Origin of the sequence: Diaphorobacter sp. MNS-0 (genome assembly GCF_019602835.1) — a bacterium.
Lineage (GTDB): Bacteria > Pseudomonadota > Gammaproteobacteria > Burkholderiales > Burkholderiaceae_C > Diaphorobacter > Diaphorobacter nitroreducens.
On record NZ_CP080761.1, the window covers coordinates 2,578,615 to 2,596,242 of the forward strand.

The following is a 17,628-nucleotide window of genomic DNA, read 5'->3' on the forward strand; positions in this document are numbered from 1 at the left end:
TTTCAATAGCGTTTCACCACAGCAGCTCACCGCCCGCGTCCAGGTGCGTGAGGTACAGGCGCAGGTCGAACTCGAACTGGTGGTACTGCGGCTCCATGTGGGTGCACAGCTGGTAGAAGGCCTTGCCATGGTCCTTCTCGCGCAGGTGGGCCAGCTCGTGCACGACGATCATGCGCAAGAACTCGTCGGGCGTCTGCTTGAACAGCGCGGCCACGCGGATCTCATGCCGCGCCGCCAGCCGCCCGCCCTGCACCCGCGTGCGGTGGGTGTGCAGCCCCAGCGCATGGCGCACCACGTGGATCTTGCTGTCGAACAGCACCTTGTTCACCGTGCCCGCGTTGCGCAGGTGGCGCGCCTTGAATTCCTGGGCGTAGTCGTACAGCGCCTTGTCGCTGCGCACCGCATGCCCCTCGGGGTACTTGCGCTGCAGCAGCGCGCCCAGTTGGCCCTGCGCCAGCAGCGCATGGGCCTGGGCCTGCAGCGCGGGCGCGTAGGCCCGCAGGTAGGGCAGATCGAGAGGGGCTGTCGTCATCAGGGCGCCGGGCAGCGGCACCAGGCGTGCCGCCGCATTCCAAAGGGCGCCCAGTGTAGGGCGGATTTATTCCGCCTCGATCTTGGAGCTCTTGATCACGCCCGCCCAGTCGGCGAAGTCGCTCTTCACGCGCTCGCCCAGTTGCTGCGGGCCCTGGTAGTCGGCCGCGGCACCCTGTTCCTGCGCCTTCTTGCGGAAGGCCGGGTCTTCCACCACCTTCTTCATGTCGGCGGCCAGCTTGTCGATGACCGGCTTGGGCACCCCTGCGGGCGCAAACAGCGCGAACCACGAGGTGGCGTTCACGCCCGGGTAGCCGGCCTCGGCCGTGGTGGGCGCGTCGGGCAGGCTGGCCAGGCGCTCCTTACCCGTGACGGCCAGCACGCGCAGCTTGCCGGACTGGATGTGGGGCATGAACGGCGGCGCGGTGCCGAAGGTCAGGTCCACCTGGCCGCCCAGCAGGTCCTGCAGCGCGGGGCCCGTGCCCTTGTAGGGAACGTGCACCATCTTGATGCCGCCCTGCTGCTCCAGCATGGCGCCGGTCACGTGCTGCAGCGAGCCGTTGCCCGACGAGGCGTAGTTGAGCTTGCCGGGGTTGGCCTTGGCGTAGGCCACCAGCTCGGCCAGGGTCTTCACCGGCAGGCCGTCGCGCACCACGATGATCTGCGGCGCCGAGATCACGTTGGCGATGGGCTGGAAGTCCTTCTGATCCCACTGCGGTGCCTTGGTGAGATGGGGCGAGATCACGTGGTAGCCCGAGTACTGCATGAGCAGCGTGTAGCCATCGGGCTCGGCGCGCTTGACGATGTTGGCCGCGATGGCGCCGTTGCCGCCACCCTTGTTGTCCACCACCACCGACTGGCCCAGCACCGGCGCCAGCGCCTGCGCGGCCATGCGGGCCGAGATGTCGGTGGTGCCGCCGGCGGCGGCCGGCACGACGAAGGTCACCGTGCGCGACGGGTAGCCGCCCTGCGCCCAAGCCGTGGACAGCGCCAGGGGCGCCAAAGCCGCCAGCGCCAGTGCGCCGAAATGTTTGCGTGTGATGCGCGTGGTCATCATGGGTTGTGTCTCCTTGTTGAAAGTTGTGCGAAATCGGGATGGAAGAATCAGTCCACGGTGGCGCCGGTGTCCTTGACCACGCGCGCCCACTTGGGCAGGTCGGACTGCACCAGCGCACCCAGCTGGGCAGACGTGCCCTTGAACGGCTCGCAGCCCACGACGGAGAGCTTGTCCACCACATCCTTGTGGTCCAGCGCGCGTGCCACTTCGGCCTGCAGCCGCTCGACGATGGGCGCGGGCGTGCCCGCCGGGGCGAACATGGCGTACCACGGTGCCTGGGCGAAGCCCTTGAGCGTCTCGCCGATGGTGGGCACGTCGGGCAGCGCGGCGACGCGCTTTTCGTTCACCACGCCCAGCACCTTGAGCTTGCCCGCCTTGATGAAGGCGATCGACGAGGGCAGGCTCTGCACGGACAGCGGCACCTGCCCGCCCGCCACGTCGGTGGCGGCCGCTGCCGAGCCCTTGTAGGGAATGTGCTGCAACTGGATGCCAGCGGCCTTTTGCAGCAGCTCACCGATCAGGTGGTTGAGCGTGCCGTTGCCAGCCGAGGCGATGGCGTACTTGCCGGGGCTGGCCTTGGCCAGCCGGATCAGGTCCGCCACGTTGTTGCCCGGAAACGAAGGATGCGCCACCAGCACATAGCCGGCGGTGGCGACGGGCGCCACGGGCTCGAAATCCTTGACGGCGTCGAACCCCGGGTTCTTGTAGAGCGCCGGGCCGATCACGTGCGCGCTGTCGGCCGTGACCAGCAGCGTGTAGCCATCGTGCTTGGCACGCGCCAGGGCCGCCGTGGCCAGCGTGCCGCCCGCGCCGGGGCGGTTGTCCACCACCACGCTCTGGCCCATCTGCTCGCTCAGGCGCTGCGCCAGCACGCGCGCAATCGCGTCGTTGGCGCCGCCCGCGGCCTGCGGCACCACCAGGGTGATGGGTTTGGAGGGGTACTTGTCCTGCGCGGCGGCGCCCAGGGGCGCGGTGCACAGCAGTGCGCCCACAGCGGCCCCAAAAGCCAGCGCGGCCCTGCGGCCGTGGAATGCAGTGGTCAAAGGCATGGGTTGTCTCCTGTCGTTATGGATGTGCGGTGAAAGCTACCGCGCCAGCGCGCGCTCGCGGATTGCGTCGAAGCCCGCAGGCACCGGATGCAGGTCCAGCCGGCACCCCGCCTTCACGATCTGGCTGGGCACCTCGTGGCCGATCAGCGCGGGCAGGCGGGCCGCAGTGGCAATCAGCGCCGGCAGATCAATGCCCGTGTCGTAACCCATGAGCTGCAGCGCATGCACCACTTCTTCGGTGCACACATTGCCCGTGGCACCCGGCGCATAGGGACAGCCGCCCAGGCCGCCCAGCGATGCGTCAAAGCGCTGCGCCCCCGCATCGATGGCCGCCAGCACATTGGCCAGGCCCATGCCGCGCGTGTTGTGAAAGTGCAGCGTGAAGGCCATGCCCGGCCAGCGCGCGCGCGCAGCGGCCACCACCTGCCCCACCTGCGTGGGAAAGGCCATGCCCGTGGTGTCGCACAGCGTGATGCCCGCAACGCCCAGGTCGGCGAAGCGCTGCACATGCTCCCACACGGCGTCCAGCGCCACGTCGCCCTCCATGGGGCAACCGAACACGCACGACAGCGACACGTTCACCGGCACCTGCGCCGCCTGCGCCATGGTGATCACCTGTGCCAGTGCCGCGAACGACTGCGCGCGCGTCATGCGCAGGTTGGCGAGGTTGTGCGTCTCGCTGACGGACATGACCAGGTTCAGCTCGTCGGTGCGCGACTCGATGGCGCGCTCCGCGCCGCGCGCGTTGGGCACGAGCGCGGTGTAGGTCACGCCGGGGCGGCGCTCGATCTCGCGCATCACCACCTCGGCGTCGCGCAGCGCGGGGATGGCCGTGGGCGAGGTGAACGAGGTCACCTCGATCTTGGACAGGCCCGCGTGGGACAGTGCATTCACGAGCGCGATCTTGTCCTCGGTCGGCACGAACTGCGCCTCCATCTGCAGGCCGTCGCGCAGGCCCACGTCGCACAGCTCGATGCGCCGCCCGGCGCCGTTCCACACGCTGGTCGTCATTGGATCACTCCCTTGCTGCGCAGCAGCGCGATCTGCTCGGCCGTCAGCCCCGCCTCGGCCAGCACGGCATCGGTGTCGTCCCCCAGGCGCGGCGCGCTGGTGCGGATGGTGCCCGGCGTGGCCGAGAGCTTGGGCACGATGCCCGGCACCTGCAGCTCGTAGCCGTCGCGCGTGCGCTGCGTGAGCAGCATGTCTCGCGCCTGGTAGTGCGGGTCCTCGGCGATGTCCTTGGCGGTATAGACCTTGCCCGCGGGCACGCGTGCGGCGGCCAGCAACTCCATGACTTGCGCCACGGTGCGCTCGGCGGTCCAGCGGCCAATGGCGGCGTCGATCTCGGCCACGCGCGCCACGCGGCCGGCGTTGTCGGCCAGTTGCGGGTCATCGGCCAGATCCTGACGGCCGATGGTGGCCATCAAGCGCTTGAAGATGCTGTCGCCATTGCCGGCCACCAGCACCCAGCCGTCCTGGCAGGGGTAGGCGTTGCTCGGCGCAATGCCCGGCAGCGCGCTGCCCGCGGCCTCGCGCACGGCGCCAAAGGCGCTGTACTCGGGGATCAGGCTTTCCATGCAGTTGAACACCGCCTCGTGCAGGGCCACGTCGATCACCTGGCCCGCGCCGCCGTTCACCTTGCGGTGGTACAGCGCCATCATCACGCCGATGGCGCCGTGCAGCGCGGCCAGCGTGTCGCCGATCGACACGCCCACGCGCACCGGCACGCGGCCGGGCTCGGCCGTGAGGTGGCGCAGGCCGCCCATGGCCTCGCCGATCACGCCGAAGCCCGGCAGGTCGCGGTACGGCCCGGTCTGCCCGTAGCCCGAGATGCGCAGGATGACCAGGCCGGGGTTGAGGGCGTGCAGCGCCTCGGGCGACAGACCCCAGCCCTCCAGGGTGCCGGGACGGAAGTTCTCGATGAGCACATCGGCTTCGGCGATCAGGCGGCGCGCTATGTCCTGCGCTTCGGCCTGGCGCAGGTCCAGCGCCACCGACTTCTTGTTGCGCGACTGCACCTGCCACCACACGGAGGTGCCCTCCTTGATGAGGCGCCAGTTGCGCAGGGGGTCGCCCGCGCCCACGGCCTCGATCTTCACCACATCGGCGCCGAACTCGCCCAATGTCTTGCCGCAGAACGGCCCGGCGATGAGCTGGCCCATTTCGATCACGCGCACGCCGGCCAGTGCCGCGGGCGTGGGGGCAGCGGTGTTGTACTTGGGGGTCATATGTCTCCTGCAATCCAGGCGGCATGATGCGGCGCCCCGGCCGGGCCGCAAAACGCTCAAGCGCGAAGCTGCCATCGCAAACCGGCATGGCCCGCCGCCGCCGCAGTACCATCGCCGCCCATGAAGCTCGACCCGGTCTCCCTGCGCCTGTTCGTCGCGGTGATGGAGGAAAACGCCATCGCCCGCGCCGCCGCGCGCGAACACATCGCGCCCTCCGCCGCCAGCCGCCGCCTGGCCGAGCTGGAGGACGCGCTGCGCGTGGAGCTGTTCACGCGCAGCAACCGCGGCACCGAGCCCACGGCTGCGGCCTACGCCCTGCTGCACCTGGCGCGCGGCGTGCTCAACGACCTGGACGGCATCGCCACGCAGATGCAGGACTTCCGCGCCGGCGTGCGCGGCCACGTGCGCGTGGTGGCCAACATCTCGGCCATCACGCAGTTCCTCCCGGGCGAACTGCAGCGCTTCATGGCCGCGCACCCGCAGGTCGATGTGCGGCTGCAGGAGCAGATCAGCACCGCCGTGGCGCAATCGGTGGCCGAGAACGCAGCCGACGTGGGCATCCTCAACCACGGCAGTTATGGCGAGCGCGTGAGCCTGCTGCCCTACCGCGAGGACGAGCTGGTCCTCATCGTCCCCGCAGGCCATGCGCTGGCGCGCCGCCGCAGCGTGCGCCTGGCAGACGCCCTGGCCTGCGACTTCGTGGGCATGCATCCGGGCAGCGCCATCAACAACCTGCTCACACGCGCCGCGGCCGAGCAGGAGATGCCGCTCAAGCTGCGCATCCAGGTCACGAGCTATGACGCCCTGTGCCTGATGGTGTCCGCCGGCCTGGGCGTGGCCGTGCTGCCGCGCGGCAGCGCCCAGATCTACCGCGGCACGCTGGCCCTGCGCGCCATCACGCTGGATGAGCCCTGGGCACGGCGGCGCCTGTCGCTGTGCGTGCGCTCGGAGGAGTCGCTGTCCAGCGTCGCACGCTTGCTGGTGGACCACCTGCGCGCCGGCGCCCAGGAGGCGCCATGACGAAGGCCACGGCCCACCTGCGCTGGGACATCTTTTGCCAGGTGATCGACAACTTTGGCGACATCGGCGTGTGCTGGCGCCTGGCGGCCGATCTGGGCAGCCGCGGCCACCGCGTTCGCCTGTGGGTGGATGACGCCAGCGCTCTGGCCTGGATGGCGCCGCAGGGCGCACCTGGCGTACAGGTGCTGCCCTGGCCCACGCAGGCGCCCGCAGACGGGCCTGGCGACGTGGTGGTGGAGGCCTTCGGCTGCGAGATTGCTCCGCAATTCATAGCTGCCATCGCTCACCACACAAACGCTACAGGCCCAAAACCCTTATGGATCAACCTGGAGTACCTGTCGGCCGAGACCTATGTGGAACGCTGCCACCGGCTGCCGTCTCCGCTCATGAGCGGCCCGGGGGCGGGCCTGACGCGCTGGTTCTACTACCCCGGCTTCACCGAGCGCACGGGCGGCCTGCTGCGTGAGCCAGACCTGCTGGCGCGCCAGGCCGCATTCGACCGCGCCGCCTGGCGCGCCGGCCACGGCATCGGGGCAGATGAAGTCGCCATCTCGCTGTTCTGCTACGAACCACCCGCCCTGCCCCAGCTGCTGGCGCAATGGCGGCCGCGCAGCGACGTGCGGCTGCTGGTCACGCCCGGACGTGCCACGGCGGCCGTGCGCCAATGGCAGCAGCGGTTTGAGAGTCAAAAAAGCCTCAAAGGCTCATACAGCAAGCGCGAGCAGCTATCAATTTCATATCTGCCACCCTGCCCTCAGCCGGCCTTTGACGAAATGCTCTGGGCCTGCGACCTGAACTTCGTGCGCGGCGAGGACTCACTGGTGCGCGCCCTGTGGGCGGGCCAGCCGTTCGTGTGGCAGATCTATCCGCAGCACGACGATGCGCACCACGCCAAGCTACTGGCCTTCCTGGACTGGCTGCACGCACCAGCGTCGCTGCGGCGCTGGTCGGCCCTCTGGAACGGTCTGGAGACCCGCGGCGAGTTGCCGCCGCTGGACGCGGCGACCCTGGGCGAATGGCGCGCATGTATACAGTCCGCGCGTGCGCGGCTGGTGGCACAGCAGGATTTATTGACCTTACTACTAGGGTTTGTGACGGAGAAAAGCTAGAATCCCCAGTTTTGCGCCATTCGAAGGCGGCACTCGCGTGCCCAGCCGGCGCCCCCGCCGCGGAACATGCGCCGGGGTGGAAGGCGGCCCAGTTCACGCAAACGCCTGGGCCACGCCCGCCCGCCCCGACTTGTGGAGCGGTCAACCTTTCCTTCCCAAGCAAGCCATGAAAATCGCTCAAGAAATCCGCGCCGGCAACGTGATCATGCAGGGCAAAGACCCCATGATCGTGCTGAAGACCGAATACGCCCGCGGCGGCCGCGGCGCCGCTACCGTGCGCATGAAGCTGAAGGCGCTCCTGTCCAACATGGGCACCGAAGTCGTCTTCAAGGCCGACGACAAGATCGACAACGTGATCCTGGACAAGAAGGAGTGCACCTACTCCTACTTCGCCGACCCGATGTACGTATGGATGGACGCCGAGTACAACCAGTACGAAGTGGAAGCCTCCAACATGGGCGATGCCATCAGCTACCTCGAAGACGGCATGGCGGCCGAAGTGGTGTTCTACGACGGCAAGGCCATCTCCGTGGAACTGCCCACCAGCGTGGAGCGCGAGATCACCTGGACCGAACCCGCCGTGAAGGGCGATACGTCCGGCAAGGTGCTCAAGCCCGCGAAGATCGCCACCGGCTTCGAAGTGGCCGTGCCGCTGTTCGTGGACCAGGGCGACAAGATCGAGATCGACACGCGCACGGGCGAGTACCGCAAGCGCGTCTAAGAACACCTTGCGTCCGGCTGCGGACGCTGTTCATGCAAGGGGAGCGTGTCATGCACGCTCCCTTTTTTTATTGAGGACTGGGTGGGTCCTGCAGGGGGCCACGCCCAGCGCCGCATTCACGCGAACAACGCCCTCTCCAGCCTGGTGTACTTGGCGTCTCCCACGGCCTCGCGGATCTTGGGAGCCAGCGCCGCCAGATCCTCATACCCCGCAGCCCCCTCGACCGCCAGATTCAGGCGGAAGCCCTTCAGCCCAAGGCTGGCGGTAAGTTCGGTGGCGATCGGGTAGGCGGCTTGATAGCGCTCGCGCTGCGTGCGCCCCGTGCCATCGACCTGCACCTCGGCGCCGTCCGCCGGCGCTGCGGCCGCGGGTGCCGGCGCTCCCGGTCCGCTCTCCAGCAACCCCTGGTCGATCATGAGCTGCACGTCCTCGCGCGAGATGCCCATGGCCGCCGTGGCCGTCAGCACCTGGTCCAGGGTGCGCTTGCCGTCGAACAGGATGAAGGCTGAGCGCTGGCGCGGCGAAAGCGCACCCTGGCGATCCTTCAGCGCCTGTTGCCCAGCCGGTGTTTTCACGAGAATCATGCCCGCCTCTTCGCTTGGTACGTGATGGAAAAGCGGCATGGAACGCCGCACGGGATCAGCGTCGCACGAATGTGACCATTTGTGAATGAGGTCAAACCGCAGGTCGCCCGTGGGCGCAACCGCGGGGCGCGGCGCGCTAAAGCCCGTCCGCGGGAGCCGGCCGCACGCGGACGGGTCGCGTGGTCAGGCTGACGCTCCACGCCACAGCCAGGCCTACCGGCACGCCGAAGACCCCGGCCGAAATCGGATGGATGCCGAACCACAAGCCATCGACGAGCAGCGCGGAAGGCACCCATTCGCGCACGCTGTCCACCTGCGCCAACAGGTAATACACGGTGACGGACAGGCCGGCGAGCATGCCGGCTACCGCGCCCTGGCGCGTAGTACCGCGCCAGAAGATGCCCAGCACCATCGCGGGCACGAAGGCCGATGCGGCGATGGAAAACGACGCCGACACCATGGGCAGGATTTCCGACGGCTTGAGCGCCGCCACGAACGCCGCGGACAGCGCCACGGAGAGCAGCGTGAACTTGGTCAGGATCACCCGCTGCTCGGGCGACGCCTTGCGGCGCGTTTCCTGGTGGTACAGGTCGCGCACCAGCGCGTTGCTGATGGTGAGCAGCAGGCCATCGGCAGTGGACAGCGCAGCGGCCAGCCCGCCCGCGGCCACCAGGCCGGAGATCACGTAGGGGAGCCCGCCGATCTCGGGCGTGGCCAGCATGATGAGGTCGGCCCCGAAGCGGATTTCGCCGAACTGCACGATGCCGTCGCCGTTCACGTCCTCCACGGACAGCAGCGAGGCGTCCACACGCGCCCATTGCGCCATCCAGTTGGGCAGTTGGTCGAAGCTGCTGCCCACAAGGTTGTTCATGACCTCGAACTTCACCAGCACGGCGAGCGCCGGCGCACTCAGGTACAGCAGTGCGATGAAGAACAGCGACCACGCGACCGACGCGCGCGCGCCCGCCACCGAGGGCACCGTGTAGTAGCGCGTCAGCAGGTGCGGCAGGCCGGCCGTTCCCACCATCAGGCAGAACATCAGCGCCAGGAAGTTGCGGCGCGCATCGTCGAAGGTCTGGCGCTCCTGCGGGGTGCCCTGCGGATCGCCCGCAAACGCCTGGCTGTGGCGCGGCAGGCCGCCCATGGCGCGGGCACGCTCATAGTTGTCGCGCATCTCGCGCGTCCAGCGATCGCGCGCGGCAGCCTCGTCGCGCGGCATGGAGGCCAAATCCCGGCTGGCGGCCACGATCAGCCCCACGTCGGCGTTCTGGGCGCGCAGGCGCTGGATGCGCTCGCGCGCCGCTTCGCGCTCGCGCGCGAGTGCGGCGGGCACGTCGGCCAGCCGCGCCTTGTAATCCTCGGCGCGCTGCAGGTAGGCCGCGACCACGTCTTGCTCGACCTCGGAAGCCAGCAGCCCGCCCTCCAGCGTGGCGATCTTGCCGATCTGTGCTCCCGCCACCACCGGTGCAACGGGGTTGCCGAGCTGCTTGTACGCCAGCCACGACACCGGGATCAGGAACGCCAGCAGGATGACGATGTACTGCGCCACCTGCGTCCAGGTGATGGCGCGCATCCCTCCCAGGAACGAGCACAGCAGCACGCCGCCCAGGCCGAGCATGATGCCGATCTCGAACTGCACCCCGGTCAGGCGCGAGGCGATCAGCCCCACGCCGTAGATCTGCGCCACCACGTAGGTGAAAGAGCACAGCACGGCCGACAGGGCCGCGATGATGCGTGGCCAGCGCCCGCCAAAACGCACCTGGAAGAAGTCCGGAACGGTGTAGAGGTTCATCGCCCGCAGGTGCGGCGCGATGAGCATGGCCACGAGCACGAAGCCGCCCGTCCAGCCCAACAGATAGGCCAGCCCGCCCGGCTGCTCCGGCGTGCCCGAAAAGCCCTGCAGATACAGCGCGCCCGACAGGCTGATGAACGAGGCCGCGCTCATCCAGTCCGCGGCGGCGGCCATGCCGTTGTAGAACGGCGGAATGCGGCGGCCCGCCACGTAGTATTCGTCCGCATCCGTGGTGCGGCCGTACACGCCGATGGCGGCGTAGGCCATCACGGTGAGAAACAGGAAGATGGGGCCGATCCACTGGCGCGACAACCCGCGCTGCTCGGCCCAGGCCATCAGGGCCACGAACCCCAGCAGCCCCGCGATGTACAGCGCCACGATGCGGTTCAGGCGCGCCATGTAGCTGCGCCCCTCGCCGCCGCGTTCAATCATGGGATGTGGCTGTGGCAGCGTCGCGCTGCGCCGCCATGTCCTGCCGTTCGAAGTAGCTCATGGCGGCACAGTAAACGCAGACGATGCCAATGAACATCAGGACTGCCCCCTGGGAGGCAATCCAGTAGCTCAACGGCCATGGACCCACCAGGAATTGCAGGTCGCGCGCGAAGTAGCCGGTGCCGAACGACACCAGCACCCACACGAGCAGCAGGCCCGCCTTCAGCCACAGGTGGCGTGCATCGTGCAGGTCGGGGGCAAAAGGCGCCCCCTCGATCTCTTCCTGCGTGAGCGACCGGCGGTGGGGCATGGCCTGCGGCTGCGGCGCGGTCAGCGCGCCAGTTGCTGCCAGGTATCGATCACGCTGTCAGGATTCAGCGAGATCGACGTGATGCCCTCACGCGCCAGCCACTGGGCAAAGTCGGGATGGTCGCTGGGGCCCTGCCCGCAGATACCGATGTACTTGCCCTGCGCGCGGCACGCCTTGATGGCCAGGTGGATCAGCGCCTCCACGGCCGGGTCGCGCTCGTCAAAGTCGGCGGCCAGCAGTTCCAGGCCCGAGTCGCGGTCCAGGCCCAGGGTGAGCTGGGTCAGGTCGTTGGAGCCGATGGAGAAGCCGTCGAAGTACTCCAGGAAGCGCTCGGCCAATATCGCGTTGCTCGGGATCTCGCACATCATGATGAGCTTGAGCTCGTTCTCGCCGCGCTGCAGGCCGTGCTGTGCCAACAGCTTGGTGACGCGCTCGGCCTGGCCCAGCGTACGCACGAAGGGCACCATGACCTGCACGTTGGTCAGGCCCATGTCGTTGCGCACGCGCTTGATGGCCTCGCACTCCATGGCGAAGGCCTCGCCGAAGTCCTGGCTCACGTAGCGCGCTGCGCCACGGAAGCCCAGCATGGGGTTCTCTTCCTCGGGTTCGTAGCGGCTGCCGCCGATGAGCTTGCGGTACTCGTTGGACTTGAAATCCGACAGGCGCACGATGACGGGCTTGGGCCAGAACGCGGCGGCGATGGTCGCCACGCCCTCGGCCACCTTGTCCACGTAGAACGCGCGCGGGCTGGCATGGCCGCGCGCCACGCTCTCCACGGCCTTCTTCAGGTCGGCATCCACGGCGGGGTAGTCCAGGATGGCCTTCGGGTGCACGCCAATGTTGTTGTTGATGATGAACTCCAGGCGCGCCAAGCCCACGCCTTCGTTGGGCAATTGGGCGAAGTCGAAGGCCAGCTGCGGATTGCCCACGTTCATCATGATCTTGGTGGAGATGGGCGGCATCTCGCCGCGCTGCACCTCGGTCACCTCGGTCTCGAGCAGGCCGTCGTAGATACGGCCGGTGTCGCCCTCAGCGCAGCTCACGGTGACCAGCGTGCCGTCCTTGAGCACGTCGGTGGCGTGGCCGCAGCCCACCACGGCCGGAATGCCCAGCTCGCGCGCAATGATGGCCGCGTGGCAGGTGCGCCCGCCCCGGTTGGTCACGATGGCGCTGGCGCGCTTCATCACCGGCTCCCAGTTGGGGTCGGTCATGTCGGTGACCAGCACGTCGCCGGGCTGCACCTTGTCCATCTCGGCGATGTCGTTGACCAGTCGCACCGGGCCGGTGCCGATCTTCTGGCCGATGGCGCGGCCTTCGGCCAGCACCGGGCCGTGGCCCTTGAGCTTGAAGCGCTGCTCGGCCTGGCCCTTGGCCTGGCTCTTCACCGTCTCAGGGCGCGCCTGGAGGATGTAGAGCTGGCCATCAGTGCCGTCCTTGCCCCACTCGATGTCCATGGGGCGGCCGTAGTGCTGCTCGATCACCAGCGCGTAGTGGGCCAGTTGCTCGATCTCGTCGTCGGTCAGCGAGTAGCGATTGCGCAGCTCGGTTGCCACCTCGGTGGTCTTCACCAGCTTGCCGCTGGCGGCCTTTTCCTGCGCCGTGGAGAACACCATCTGGATCAGCTTGGAGCCCAGGTTGCGGCGGATCACGGCCTGCTTGCCGGCCTGGAGCATGGGCTTGTGCACGTAGAACTCGTCGGGGTTCACGGCGCCCTGCACCACGGTTTCGCCCAGGCCGTAGCTGGAGGTAATGAACACCACGTCCTCGAAGCCGCTTTCCGTGTCGATGGTGAACATCACCCCGGCCGCGCCCAGGTCGGAGCGCACCATGCGCTGCACGCCCGCCGACAGGGCCACCACGTCATGGGCAAAACCCTTGTGCACGCGGTAGGAGATGGCGCGGTCGTTGTACAGCGACGCGAACACTTCCTTCATCTTGTGCAGCACGGCTTCGATGCCCACCACGTTCAGGAAGGTCTCCTGCTGACCGGCAAAGGAGGCATCGGGCAAGTCCTCGGCCGTGGCGGAGGAGCGCACGGCGAAGCTGGCCTGGTCGTTACCCGCCGACAGCGCGGCAAATGCCTCGCGCACGGCCTTTTCCAGGTCGGCGGGGAACGGCTGGCTTTCCACCCAGCCGCGAATCTCGGCGCCGGCCTCGGCCAGCGCGCGCACGTCGTCCACGTCCAGCGCGGCCAGGCGCTGGCTGATGCGGTCGTGCAGGCCTTCGTACTTGAGGAACTCGCGGAACGCATGCGCGGTGGTGGCGAAGCCCGTGGGCACGCGCACCCCCTGGGGCAGTTGGGAGATCATCTCGCCGAGGGAGGCGTTCTTGCCGCCAACGACCTCGACGTCGCTCATTCTCAGGTTCTCAAACGGTACGACCAGGGCGGTCGCCTCGAAACGTGCAGACATGGGAAAGCTCCAGAGTTTAAAAACCGGTCTGCGCCCACCGTCGCGTCAAGGGAAGGCGGGCAGTCGTCGCTCATGCAGCGGCCACGGCTTTGCTGTTGTGGTTGTGGGCCGGCGCGGTGCATGGGGAGAAATTGGGAATAATGGGCGCCATTGTAGGCGGGCTGCCCACCGCAGCGCACGCGCCATCGCATCACCACGCTCTCCTTCCCGCTCTTCCTTTCCCATGCTTGCCACGCACACGCGCACCGTGTTCTATATCTCCGACGGCACCGGCATCACGGCCGAGACCTTCGGCAATGCCATCCTGGCGCAGTTCGACATCCGCCCGCGCCACGTGCGCCTGCCCTTCATCGATACCGAGGACAAGGCGCACCAGGTGGTGCGCCAGATCAACCACACGGCCGAGCTGGAGGGCAAGAAGCCCATCGTGTTCACCACGCTGGTGAACATGAGCGTGCTCAAGATCATCGAGGACGGCTGCAGGGGCATGCTGCTGGACATGTTCGGCACCTTCATCCGCCCGCTGGAGTCCGAGCTGGGCGTGAAGTCACACCACCGCGTGGGGCGTTTCTCGGACATCAGCGTGTCCAAGGAATACAGCGACCGCATCGAAGCCATCAACTTCAGCCTGGACCACGACGACGGCCAGAGCCACCGCGACCTGTCGGGTGCGGACGTGATCCTGATCGGCGTGTCGCGCAGCGGCAAGACGCCCACGAGCCTGTACCTGGCCATGCAGTGCGGCCTGAAAGTGGCCAACTATCCACTGATCCCCGAGGACTTCGAGCGCCGCCAACTGCCGCCCGCGCTGGTGCCGCACCGCAAGAAGATCTTCGGCCTGACGATCGACCCGCAACGGCTGTCGCAGATCCGCAATGAGCGGCGCCCCGGCTCCCGGTACGCCGATCTGGTGAACTGCCGCAACGAGGTGGCCGAGGCCGAGGCGATGATGCGCCGCTCGGGCATTCGCTGGCTGTCCACCACCACCAAGAGCATCGAGGAGATCGCGACCACCATCCTGCAGGAGGTGCGGCCGGAACGGCTGCAGTACTGACCGCCCCTGCATCAAAACAAAAGCGCCCCGAAAGGCGCTTTGTTTTTGATAGCTATCAGCGCTTGACTGGTAAGCGCTAGAGGCCAATTTGGCTTAGATATCAGTGGCGAATCAGGTGGTCGAAGGCCGACAAGGCCGCCGTCGCGCCCGCCCCTGCGGCGATGATGATCTGCTTGTACGGCACGTTGGTGCAGTCTCCCGCGGCGAACACGCCCGGCACGTTGGTGTGGCCCCGGGCGTCGATGATGATCTCGCCAAAGCGCGTCAGGTCCACCGTGCCCTTGAGCCAGTCGGTGTTGGGCAACAGACCGATCTGCACGAAGATGCCCTCGACCGCCACGGTCTTGGCCTCGTCCGTCGTGCGGTCCTTGTAGGTCAGGCCGGTGACCTTGCTGCCGTCGCCATTCACTTCCGTGGTCTGGGCGTTCAGGATGACCGTCACGTTGGGCAGGCTGCGCAGCTTTTTCTGCAGCACGCCATCGGCCTTCAACTCGCTGGCGAACTCCAGCACCGTCACGCTCTTGACGATGCCGGCCAGGTCGATCGCGGCCTCCACGCCCGAGTTGCCGCCGCCGATGACCGCCACGTCCTTGCCCTTGAACAGCGGGCCGTCGCAGTGCGGGCAGTACGTCACGCCCTTGGTGCGGTACTGCTCCTCGCCCGGCACGTTCATGTTGCGCCAGCGCGCGCCGGTCGACAGGATCACGGTCTTGCTCTTGAGCGTTGCGCCGTTTTCGAGTTCGATTTCCACCAGGCCGCCTTCGGTTGCGGCGGGCTTGAGGGCCTTGGCGCGCTGCAGGTTCATCACCTCGACGTCGTAGTCATTGACGTGCTGCTCCAGCGCGATGGCGAACTTGGGGCCTTCGGTCTTGCTCACCGAGATGTAATTCTCGATGTCCACGGTATCCAGCACCTGGCCGCCGAAGCGCTCGGCCACCACGCCGGTACGAATGCCCTTGCGCGCCGCATACACGGCGGCCGCAGCGCCGGCGGGGCCACCGCCGACCACCAGCACGTCAAACGGCTCCATGGCGTTGAGCTTGGCTGCCACGCGGGCATGCGCGCCGCTGTCGATCTTGGCCACGATCTCGGCCAGCTCCATGCGGCCCTGGCCGAAATTCTTGCCGTTCAGGAACACCGTGGGCACGCCCATGATCTGGCGTTCCTTGATCTCGTCCTGGAACACGGCGCCGTCGATGGCCGTGTGCGTGATGCGCGGGTTGAGCACGCTCATCAGGTTCAGGGCCTGCACCACGTCCGGGCAGTTGTGGCAGGACAGGGAGTAGTAGGTCTCGAAATGGAAATCGCCGTCCAGGTTCTTCACCTGCTCCAGCAGGTCCGCCGATTCCTTGGAGGGATGGCCGCCCACCTGCAGCAGCGCCAGCACCAGCGAGGTGAACTCATGGCCCAGGGGGACGCCCGCGAAACGCACGCCGGTGTCCACGCCGGGGTTGGTGATCAGGAAGGACGGCTTGCGCACGGGCGCGTCGTTCTTCTCGACCACGGTGATCTTGTCGGAGAGAGAGCGGATCTCCTGGAGCAGTTCCCGCAGCTCTTGGGAAGTGGCGCCATCGTCCAGCGTGGCGACCAGCTCCACCGGGCGCTGCAGGCGCTCCAGATAGGCTTTCAATTGGGCTTGGAGGTTGGCGTCGAGCATAGGGTTACTCCTAATCAATCTAGTTATGGGCAAAAAAAACCCGGGCGCCTGGCACCCGGGCGTCTTGGTCAGCCGCCGCGGCGGCTGAACGTGGCTGGTGCCAGCTTAGATCTTGCCGACCAGGTCCAGCGAAGGAGCCAGCGTCTTGGCGCCCTCTTCCCACTTGGCGGGGCACACTTCACCGGGGTGGCTGGCCACGTATTGGGCAGCCTTGACCTTGCGCAGCAGATCGGCGGCGTTGCGGCCGATGCCTTCGGCGGTGATTTCCATCGCTTGGATCACGCCCTGGGGGTCCACGATGAACGTGGCGCGGTCTGCCAGGCCCTGGCCTTCGCGCAGGCAGTCGAAGTTCTGGCTGATTTGCCAGGTGGGGTCGCCCAGCATCGTGTACTTGATCTTGCGGATCGTGTCGGAGGCGTCATGCCATGCCTTGTGCACGAAGTGCGTGTCGGTGGACACGGAGTACACCTCAACACCCAGCTTCTGCAGCTCGTCGTAGTGGTCGGCCACGTCGCCCAGCTCGGTGGGACACACGAAGGTGAAGTCGGCCGGGTAGAAGAAGAACACGGCCCACTTGCCCAGGACGTCCTTCTCGGTCACTTCGATAAACTTGCCGTTCTTGAAGGCTTGCGCCTTGAAAGGCTTGATAGTGGTGTTAAGCACGGACATTGCTGTTTCCTCTTACTTAGGTTGATGGGCTAGAACAAGACTGAAGTTTAGGCCGGATCGAATGATAAATCCAATAAATTGAACACATCAATTGAATTGATATTGACTATCGTCTCATTCCATTCGAGAACACGACTCAGCATCACACGCAGGCAAAGCCTGCATGCAGGGGCATTGTCTTGCCCCCTGGTGCCAGGGTCATGACAATGCCCCTTTCTGACTGAAAGGAGAAGCCCCATGAAAGGCGACGCGCAAGTCATCGCACACCTGCAGGCCCAGCTGAAGAATGAGCTCACGGCCATCAACCAGTACTTCCTGCACTACCGCATGCTCAAGCACTGGGGCTTCGACAAGCTGGCCAAGAAGGAATACGACGAGTCCATCGGCGAGATGAAGCACGCCGACCGGCTGATGGACCGCATCTTCATGCTGGACGGCCTGCCCAACCTGCAGGACCTGGCCAAGCTGCAGGTGGGCGAAGACGTACCCGAGATCCTGGAATGCGATTTGCGCGCCGAGCGCGGAGCGCAGGCCACCATCAAGGAAGGTATTGCCTACTGCGAGTCCGTACGCGACTACGTCTCGCGCGAACTGCTGGAAGACATCCTCGAAGACACCGAAGAGCACATCGATTTTCTGGAAACCCAGATCGAACTGGTCGCCAAGGTCGGGCTGCAGAACTACCTGCAGTCCCAGATGGGCGACGCCGACTGAGCCAGGCGCCAGGCGCCTGACACGGTGCCTTCCACCCTGCGCACGACCGCGTGCACTCCATCCAACGGGCTGCGGCCCGTTTTTTCATGCCTGTATCGGCGAAACCACCACCGCAAACACGCGCCACACGCCGACGCCGCTGTAAGGCAAATTCCTACAAAGGCTGCTCATCCGCCAGACGCCACGCAGCGCCGAACCCCGACTTAATTTCTTTTTGCCCCGGTTTCACAATCCATTTCATCGGATCACGCAACACATGCAACGTTATGCAACGCAGTGATCCCCTCTTG

Annotated in this window: 16 protein-coding genes; 5 read left to right on the forward strand and 11 right to left on the reverse strand. The window is 66.9% G+C overall.

Annotated features, from left to right (window positions below; all coding sequences use genetic code 11):
* Window positions 1–13 precede the first annotated feature (13 nt).
* From K2L43_RS12270 to K2L43_RS12290, 5 genes are all read right to left on the reverse strand, one after another.
* Window positions 14–532 (reverse strand): M48 family metallopeptidase, encoded by a 519-nt coding sequence (locus K2L43_RS12270; protein ID WP_015913756.1) that lies wholly within the window; start codon window positions 530–532, stop codon window positions 14–16.
* Window positions 533–598: 66 nt separating this feature from the next.
* Window positions 599–1,585: a tripartite tricarboxylate transporter substrate binding protein gene (locus tag K2L43_RS12275; RefSeq protein WP_220639001.1), complete on the reverse strand. Its 987-nt coding sequence runs from the start codon at window positions 1,583–1,585 to the stop codon at window positions 599–601.
* 50 nt (window positions 1,586–1,635) lie between these two features.
* The gene (locus tag K2L43_RS12280) at window positions 1,636–2,637 is read right to left on the reverse strand and encodes a tripartite tricarboxylate transporter substrate binding protein (RefSeq protein ID WP_220637661.1); all 1,002 of its coding nucleotides are present in this window, start codon (window positions 2,635–2,637) and stop codon (window positions 1,636–1,638) included.
* A gap of 36 nt (window positions 2,638–2,673) precedes the next feature.
* Window positions 2,674–3,648, reverse strand: coding sequence for a hydroxymethylglutaryl-CoA lyase (locus tag K2L43_RS12285; protein WP_088886386.1), 975 nt, complete (start codon window positions 3,646–3,648; stop codon window positions 2,674–2,676).
* Window positions 3,645–4,865 carry a CaiB/BaiF CoA-transferase family protein gene (locus K2L43_RS12290; RefSeq protein ID WP_088886385.1) on the reverse strand — a complete coding sequence of 407 codons (1,221 nt, stop codon included), beginning with the start codon at window positions 4,863–4,865 and terminating at the stop codon, window positions 3,645–3,647. The genes K2L43_RS12285 and K2L43_RS12290 overlap by 4 nt, the downstream gene beginning before the upstream one ends.
* Window positions 4,866–4,985: 120 nt before the next feature.
* Between K2L43_RS12290 and K2L43_RS12295 the strand changes: the two genes are divergently transcribed.
* The 3 genes from K2L43_RS12295 (at window position 4,986) to efp (ending at window position 7,715) form a co-directional block, all read left to right on the forward strand.
* Window positions 4,986–5,885: a LysR family transcriptional regulator gene (locus K2L43_RS12295; RefSeq protein WP_220637662.1), complete on the forward strand. Its 900-nt coding sequence runs from the start codon at window positions 4,986–4,988 to the stop codon at window positions 5,883–5,885.
* Window positions 5,882–6,994 carry an elongation factor P maturation arginine rhamnosyltransferase EarP gene (earP, locus tag K2L43_RS12300; protein ID WP_220637663.1) on the forward strand — a complete coding sequence of 371 codons (1,113 nt, stop codon included), beginning with the start codon at window positions 5,882–5,884 and terminating at the stop codon, window positions 6,992–6,994. The genes K2L43_RS12295 and earP overlap by 4 nt, the downstream gene beginning before the upstream one ends.
* Before the next feature lie 166 nt (window positions 6,995–7,160).
* Window positions 7,161–7,715, forward strand: coding sequence for an elongation factor P (gene efp, locus K2L43_RS12305; protein ID WP_011806028.1), 555 nt, complete (start codon window positions 7,161–7,163; stop codon window positions 7,713–7,715).
* A gap of 116 nt (window positions 7,716–7,831) precedes the next feature.
* On the opposite strand, the gene K2L43_RS12310 is transcribed toward efp, so the two are convergent.
* The 4 genes from K2L43_RS12310 to ppsA all read right to left on the reverse strand — a co-directional run bounded on the left by K2L43_RS12310 (window position 7,832) and on the right by ppsA (window position 13,244).
* On the reverse strand, window positions 7,832–8,299 hold the full coding sequence (locus K2L43_RS12310) for a hypothetical protein (protein WP_103738039.1): 468 nt from the start codon (window positions 8,297–8,299) through the stop codon (window positions 7,832–7,834).
* A 136-nt stretch (window positions 8,300–8,435) separates the two neighbouring features.
* Window positions 8,436–10,523 (reverse strand): VC_2705 family sodium/solute symporter, encoded by a 2,088-nt coding sequence (locus tag K2L43_RS12315; protein ID WP_220637664.1) that lies wholly within the window; start codon window positions 10,521–10,523, stop codon window positions 8,436–8,438.
* Entirely contained in the window at window positions 10,516–10,833 is a 318-nt protein-coding gene (locus tag K2L43_RS12320; RefSeq protein WP_220637665.1) for a DUF4212 domain-containing protein, read from the reverse strand. The genes K2L43_RS12315 and K2L43_RS12320 overlap by 8 nt, the downstream gene beginning before the upstream one ends.
* A 20-nt stretch (window positions 10,834–10,853) precedes the next feature.
* Entirely contained in the window at window positions 10,854–13,244 is a 2,391-nt protein-coding gene (gene ppsA, locus K2L43_RS12325; protein ID WP_172207431.1) for a phosphoenolpyruvate synthase, read from the reverse strand.
* A gap of 223 nt (window positions 13,245–13,467) precedes the next feature.
* On the opposite strand from ppsA, the gene K2L43_RS12330 reads away from it, so the two are divergent.
* A complete protein-coding gene (locus K2L43_RS12330) occupies window positions 13,468–14,298 on the forward strand; it encodes a pyruvate, water dikinase regulatory protein (protein WP_011806033.1) in 831 nt (276 codons plus the stop codon).
* Window positions 14,299–14,398: 100 nt separating this feature from the next.
* Here the strand turns inward: K2L43_RS12330 and ahpF are convergent, their stop codons facing one another.
* Window positions 14,399–15,955 (reverse strand): alkyl hydroperoxide reductase subunit F, encoded by a 1,557-nt coding sequence (gene ahpF, locus K2L43_RS12335; RefSeq protein ID WP_047350524.1) that lies wholly within the window; start codon window positions 15,953–15,955, stop codon window positions 14,399–14,401.
* A gap of 105 nt (window positions 15,956–16,060) precedes the next feature.
* On the reverse strand, window positions 16,061–16,624 hold the full coding sequence (gene ahpC, locus K2L43_RS12340; RefSeq protein ID WP_047350525.1) for an alkyl hydroperoxide reductase subunit C: 564 nt from the start codon (window positions 16,622–16,624) through the stop codon (window positions 16,061–16,063).
* 237 nt (window positions 16,625–16,861) lie between these two features.
* On the opposite strand from ahpC, the gene bfr reads away from it, so the two are divergent.
* Entirely contained in the window at window positions 16,862–17,338 is a 477-nt protein-coding gene (gene bfr, locus K2L43_RS12345; RefSeq protein WP_011806036.1) for a bacterioferritin, read from the forward strand.
* Window positions 17,339–17,628 lie beyond the last annotated feature (290 nt).

What these genes read in the sequence shown, in the direction of transcription:
- K2L43_RS12270 (WP_015913756.1), bottom strand. Translation starts at nt 532, where the DNA reads ATGACGACAGCCCCTCTCGATCTGCCCTACCTGCGGGCCTACGCGCCC.
- K2L43_RS12275 (WP_220639001.1), bottom strand. Translation starts at nt 1,585, where the DNA reads ATGACCACGCGCATCACACGCAAACATTTCGGCGCACTGGCGCTGGCG.
- K2L43_RS12280 (WP_220637661.1), bottom strand. Translation starts at nt 2,637, where the DNA reads ATGCCTTTGACCACTGCATTCCACGGCCGCAGGGCCGCGCTGGCTTTT.
- K2L43_RS12285 (WP_088886386.1), bottom strand. Translation starts at nt 3,648, where the DNA reads ATGACGACCAGCGTGTGGAACGGCGCCGGGCGGCGCATCGAGCTGTGC.
- K2L43_RS12290 (WP_088886385.1), bottom strand. Translation starts at nt 4,865, where the DNA reads ATGACCCCCAAGTACAACACCGCTGCCCCCACGCCCGCGGCACTGGCC.
- K2L43_RS12295 (WP_220637662.1), top strand. Translation starts at nt 4,986, where the DNA reads ATGAAGCTCGACCCGGTCTCCCTGCGCCTGTTCGTCGCGGTGATGGAG.
- earP (WP_220637663.1), top strand. Translation starts at nt 5,882, where the DNA reads ATGACGAAGGCCACGGCCCACCTGCGCTGGGACATCTTTTGCCAGGTG.
- efp (WP_011806028.1), top strand. Translation starts at nt 7,161, where the DNA reads ATGAAAATCGCTCAAGAAATCCGCGCCGGCAACGTGATCATGCAGGGC.
- K2L43_RS12310 (WP_103738039.1), bottom strand. Translation starts at nt 8,299, where the DNA reads ATGATTCTCGTGAAAACACCGGCTGGGCAACAGGCGCTGAAGGATCGC.
- K2L43_RS12315 (WP_220637664.1), bottom strand. Translation starts at nt 10,523, where the DNA reads ATGATTGAACGCGGCGGCGAGGGGCGCAGCTACATGGCGCGCCTGAAC.
- K2L43_RS12320 (WP_220637665.1), bottom strand. Translation starts at nt 10,833, where the DNA reads ATGCCCCACCGCCGGTCGCTCACGCAGGAAGAGATCGAGGGGGCGCCT.
- ppsA (WP_172207431.1), bottom strand. Translation starts at nt 13,244, where the DNA reads ATGTCTGCACGTTTCGAGGCGACCGCCCTGGTCGTACCGTTTGAGAAC.
- K2L43_RS12330 (WP_011806033.1), top strand. Translation starts at nt 13,468, where the DNA reads ATGCTTGCCACGCACACGCGCACCGTGTTCTATATCTCCGACGGCACC.
- ahpF (WP_047350524.1), bottom strand. Translation starts at nt 15,955, where the DNA reads ATGCTCGACGCCAACCTCCAAGCCCAATTGAAAGCCTATCTGGAGCGC.
- ahpC (WP_047350525.1), bottom strand. Translation starts at nt 16,624, where the DNA reads ATGTCCGTGCTTAACACCACTATCAAGCCTTTCAAGGCGCAAGCCTTC.
- bfr (WP_011806036.1), top strand. Translation starts at nt 16,862, where the DNA reads ATGAAAGGCGACGCGCAAGTCATCGCACACCTGCAGGCCCAGCTGAAG.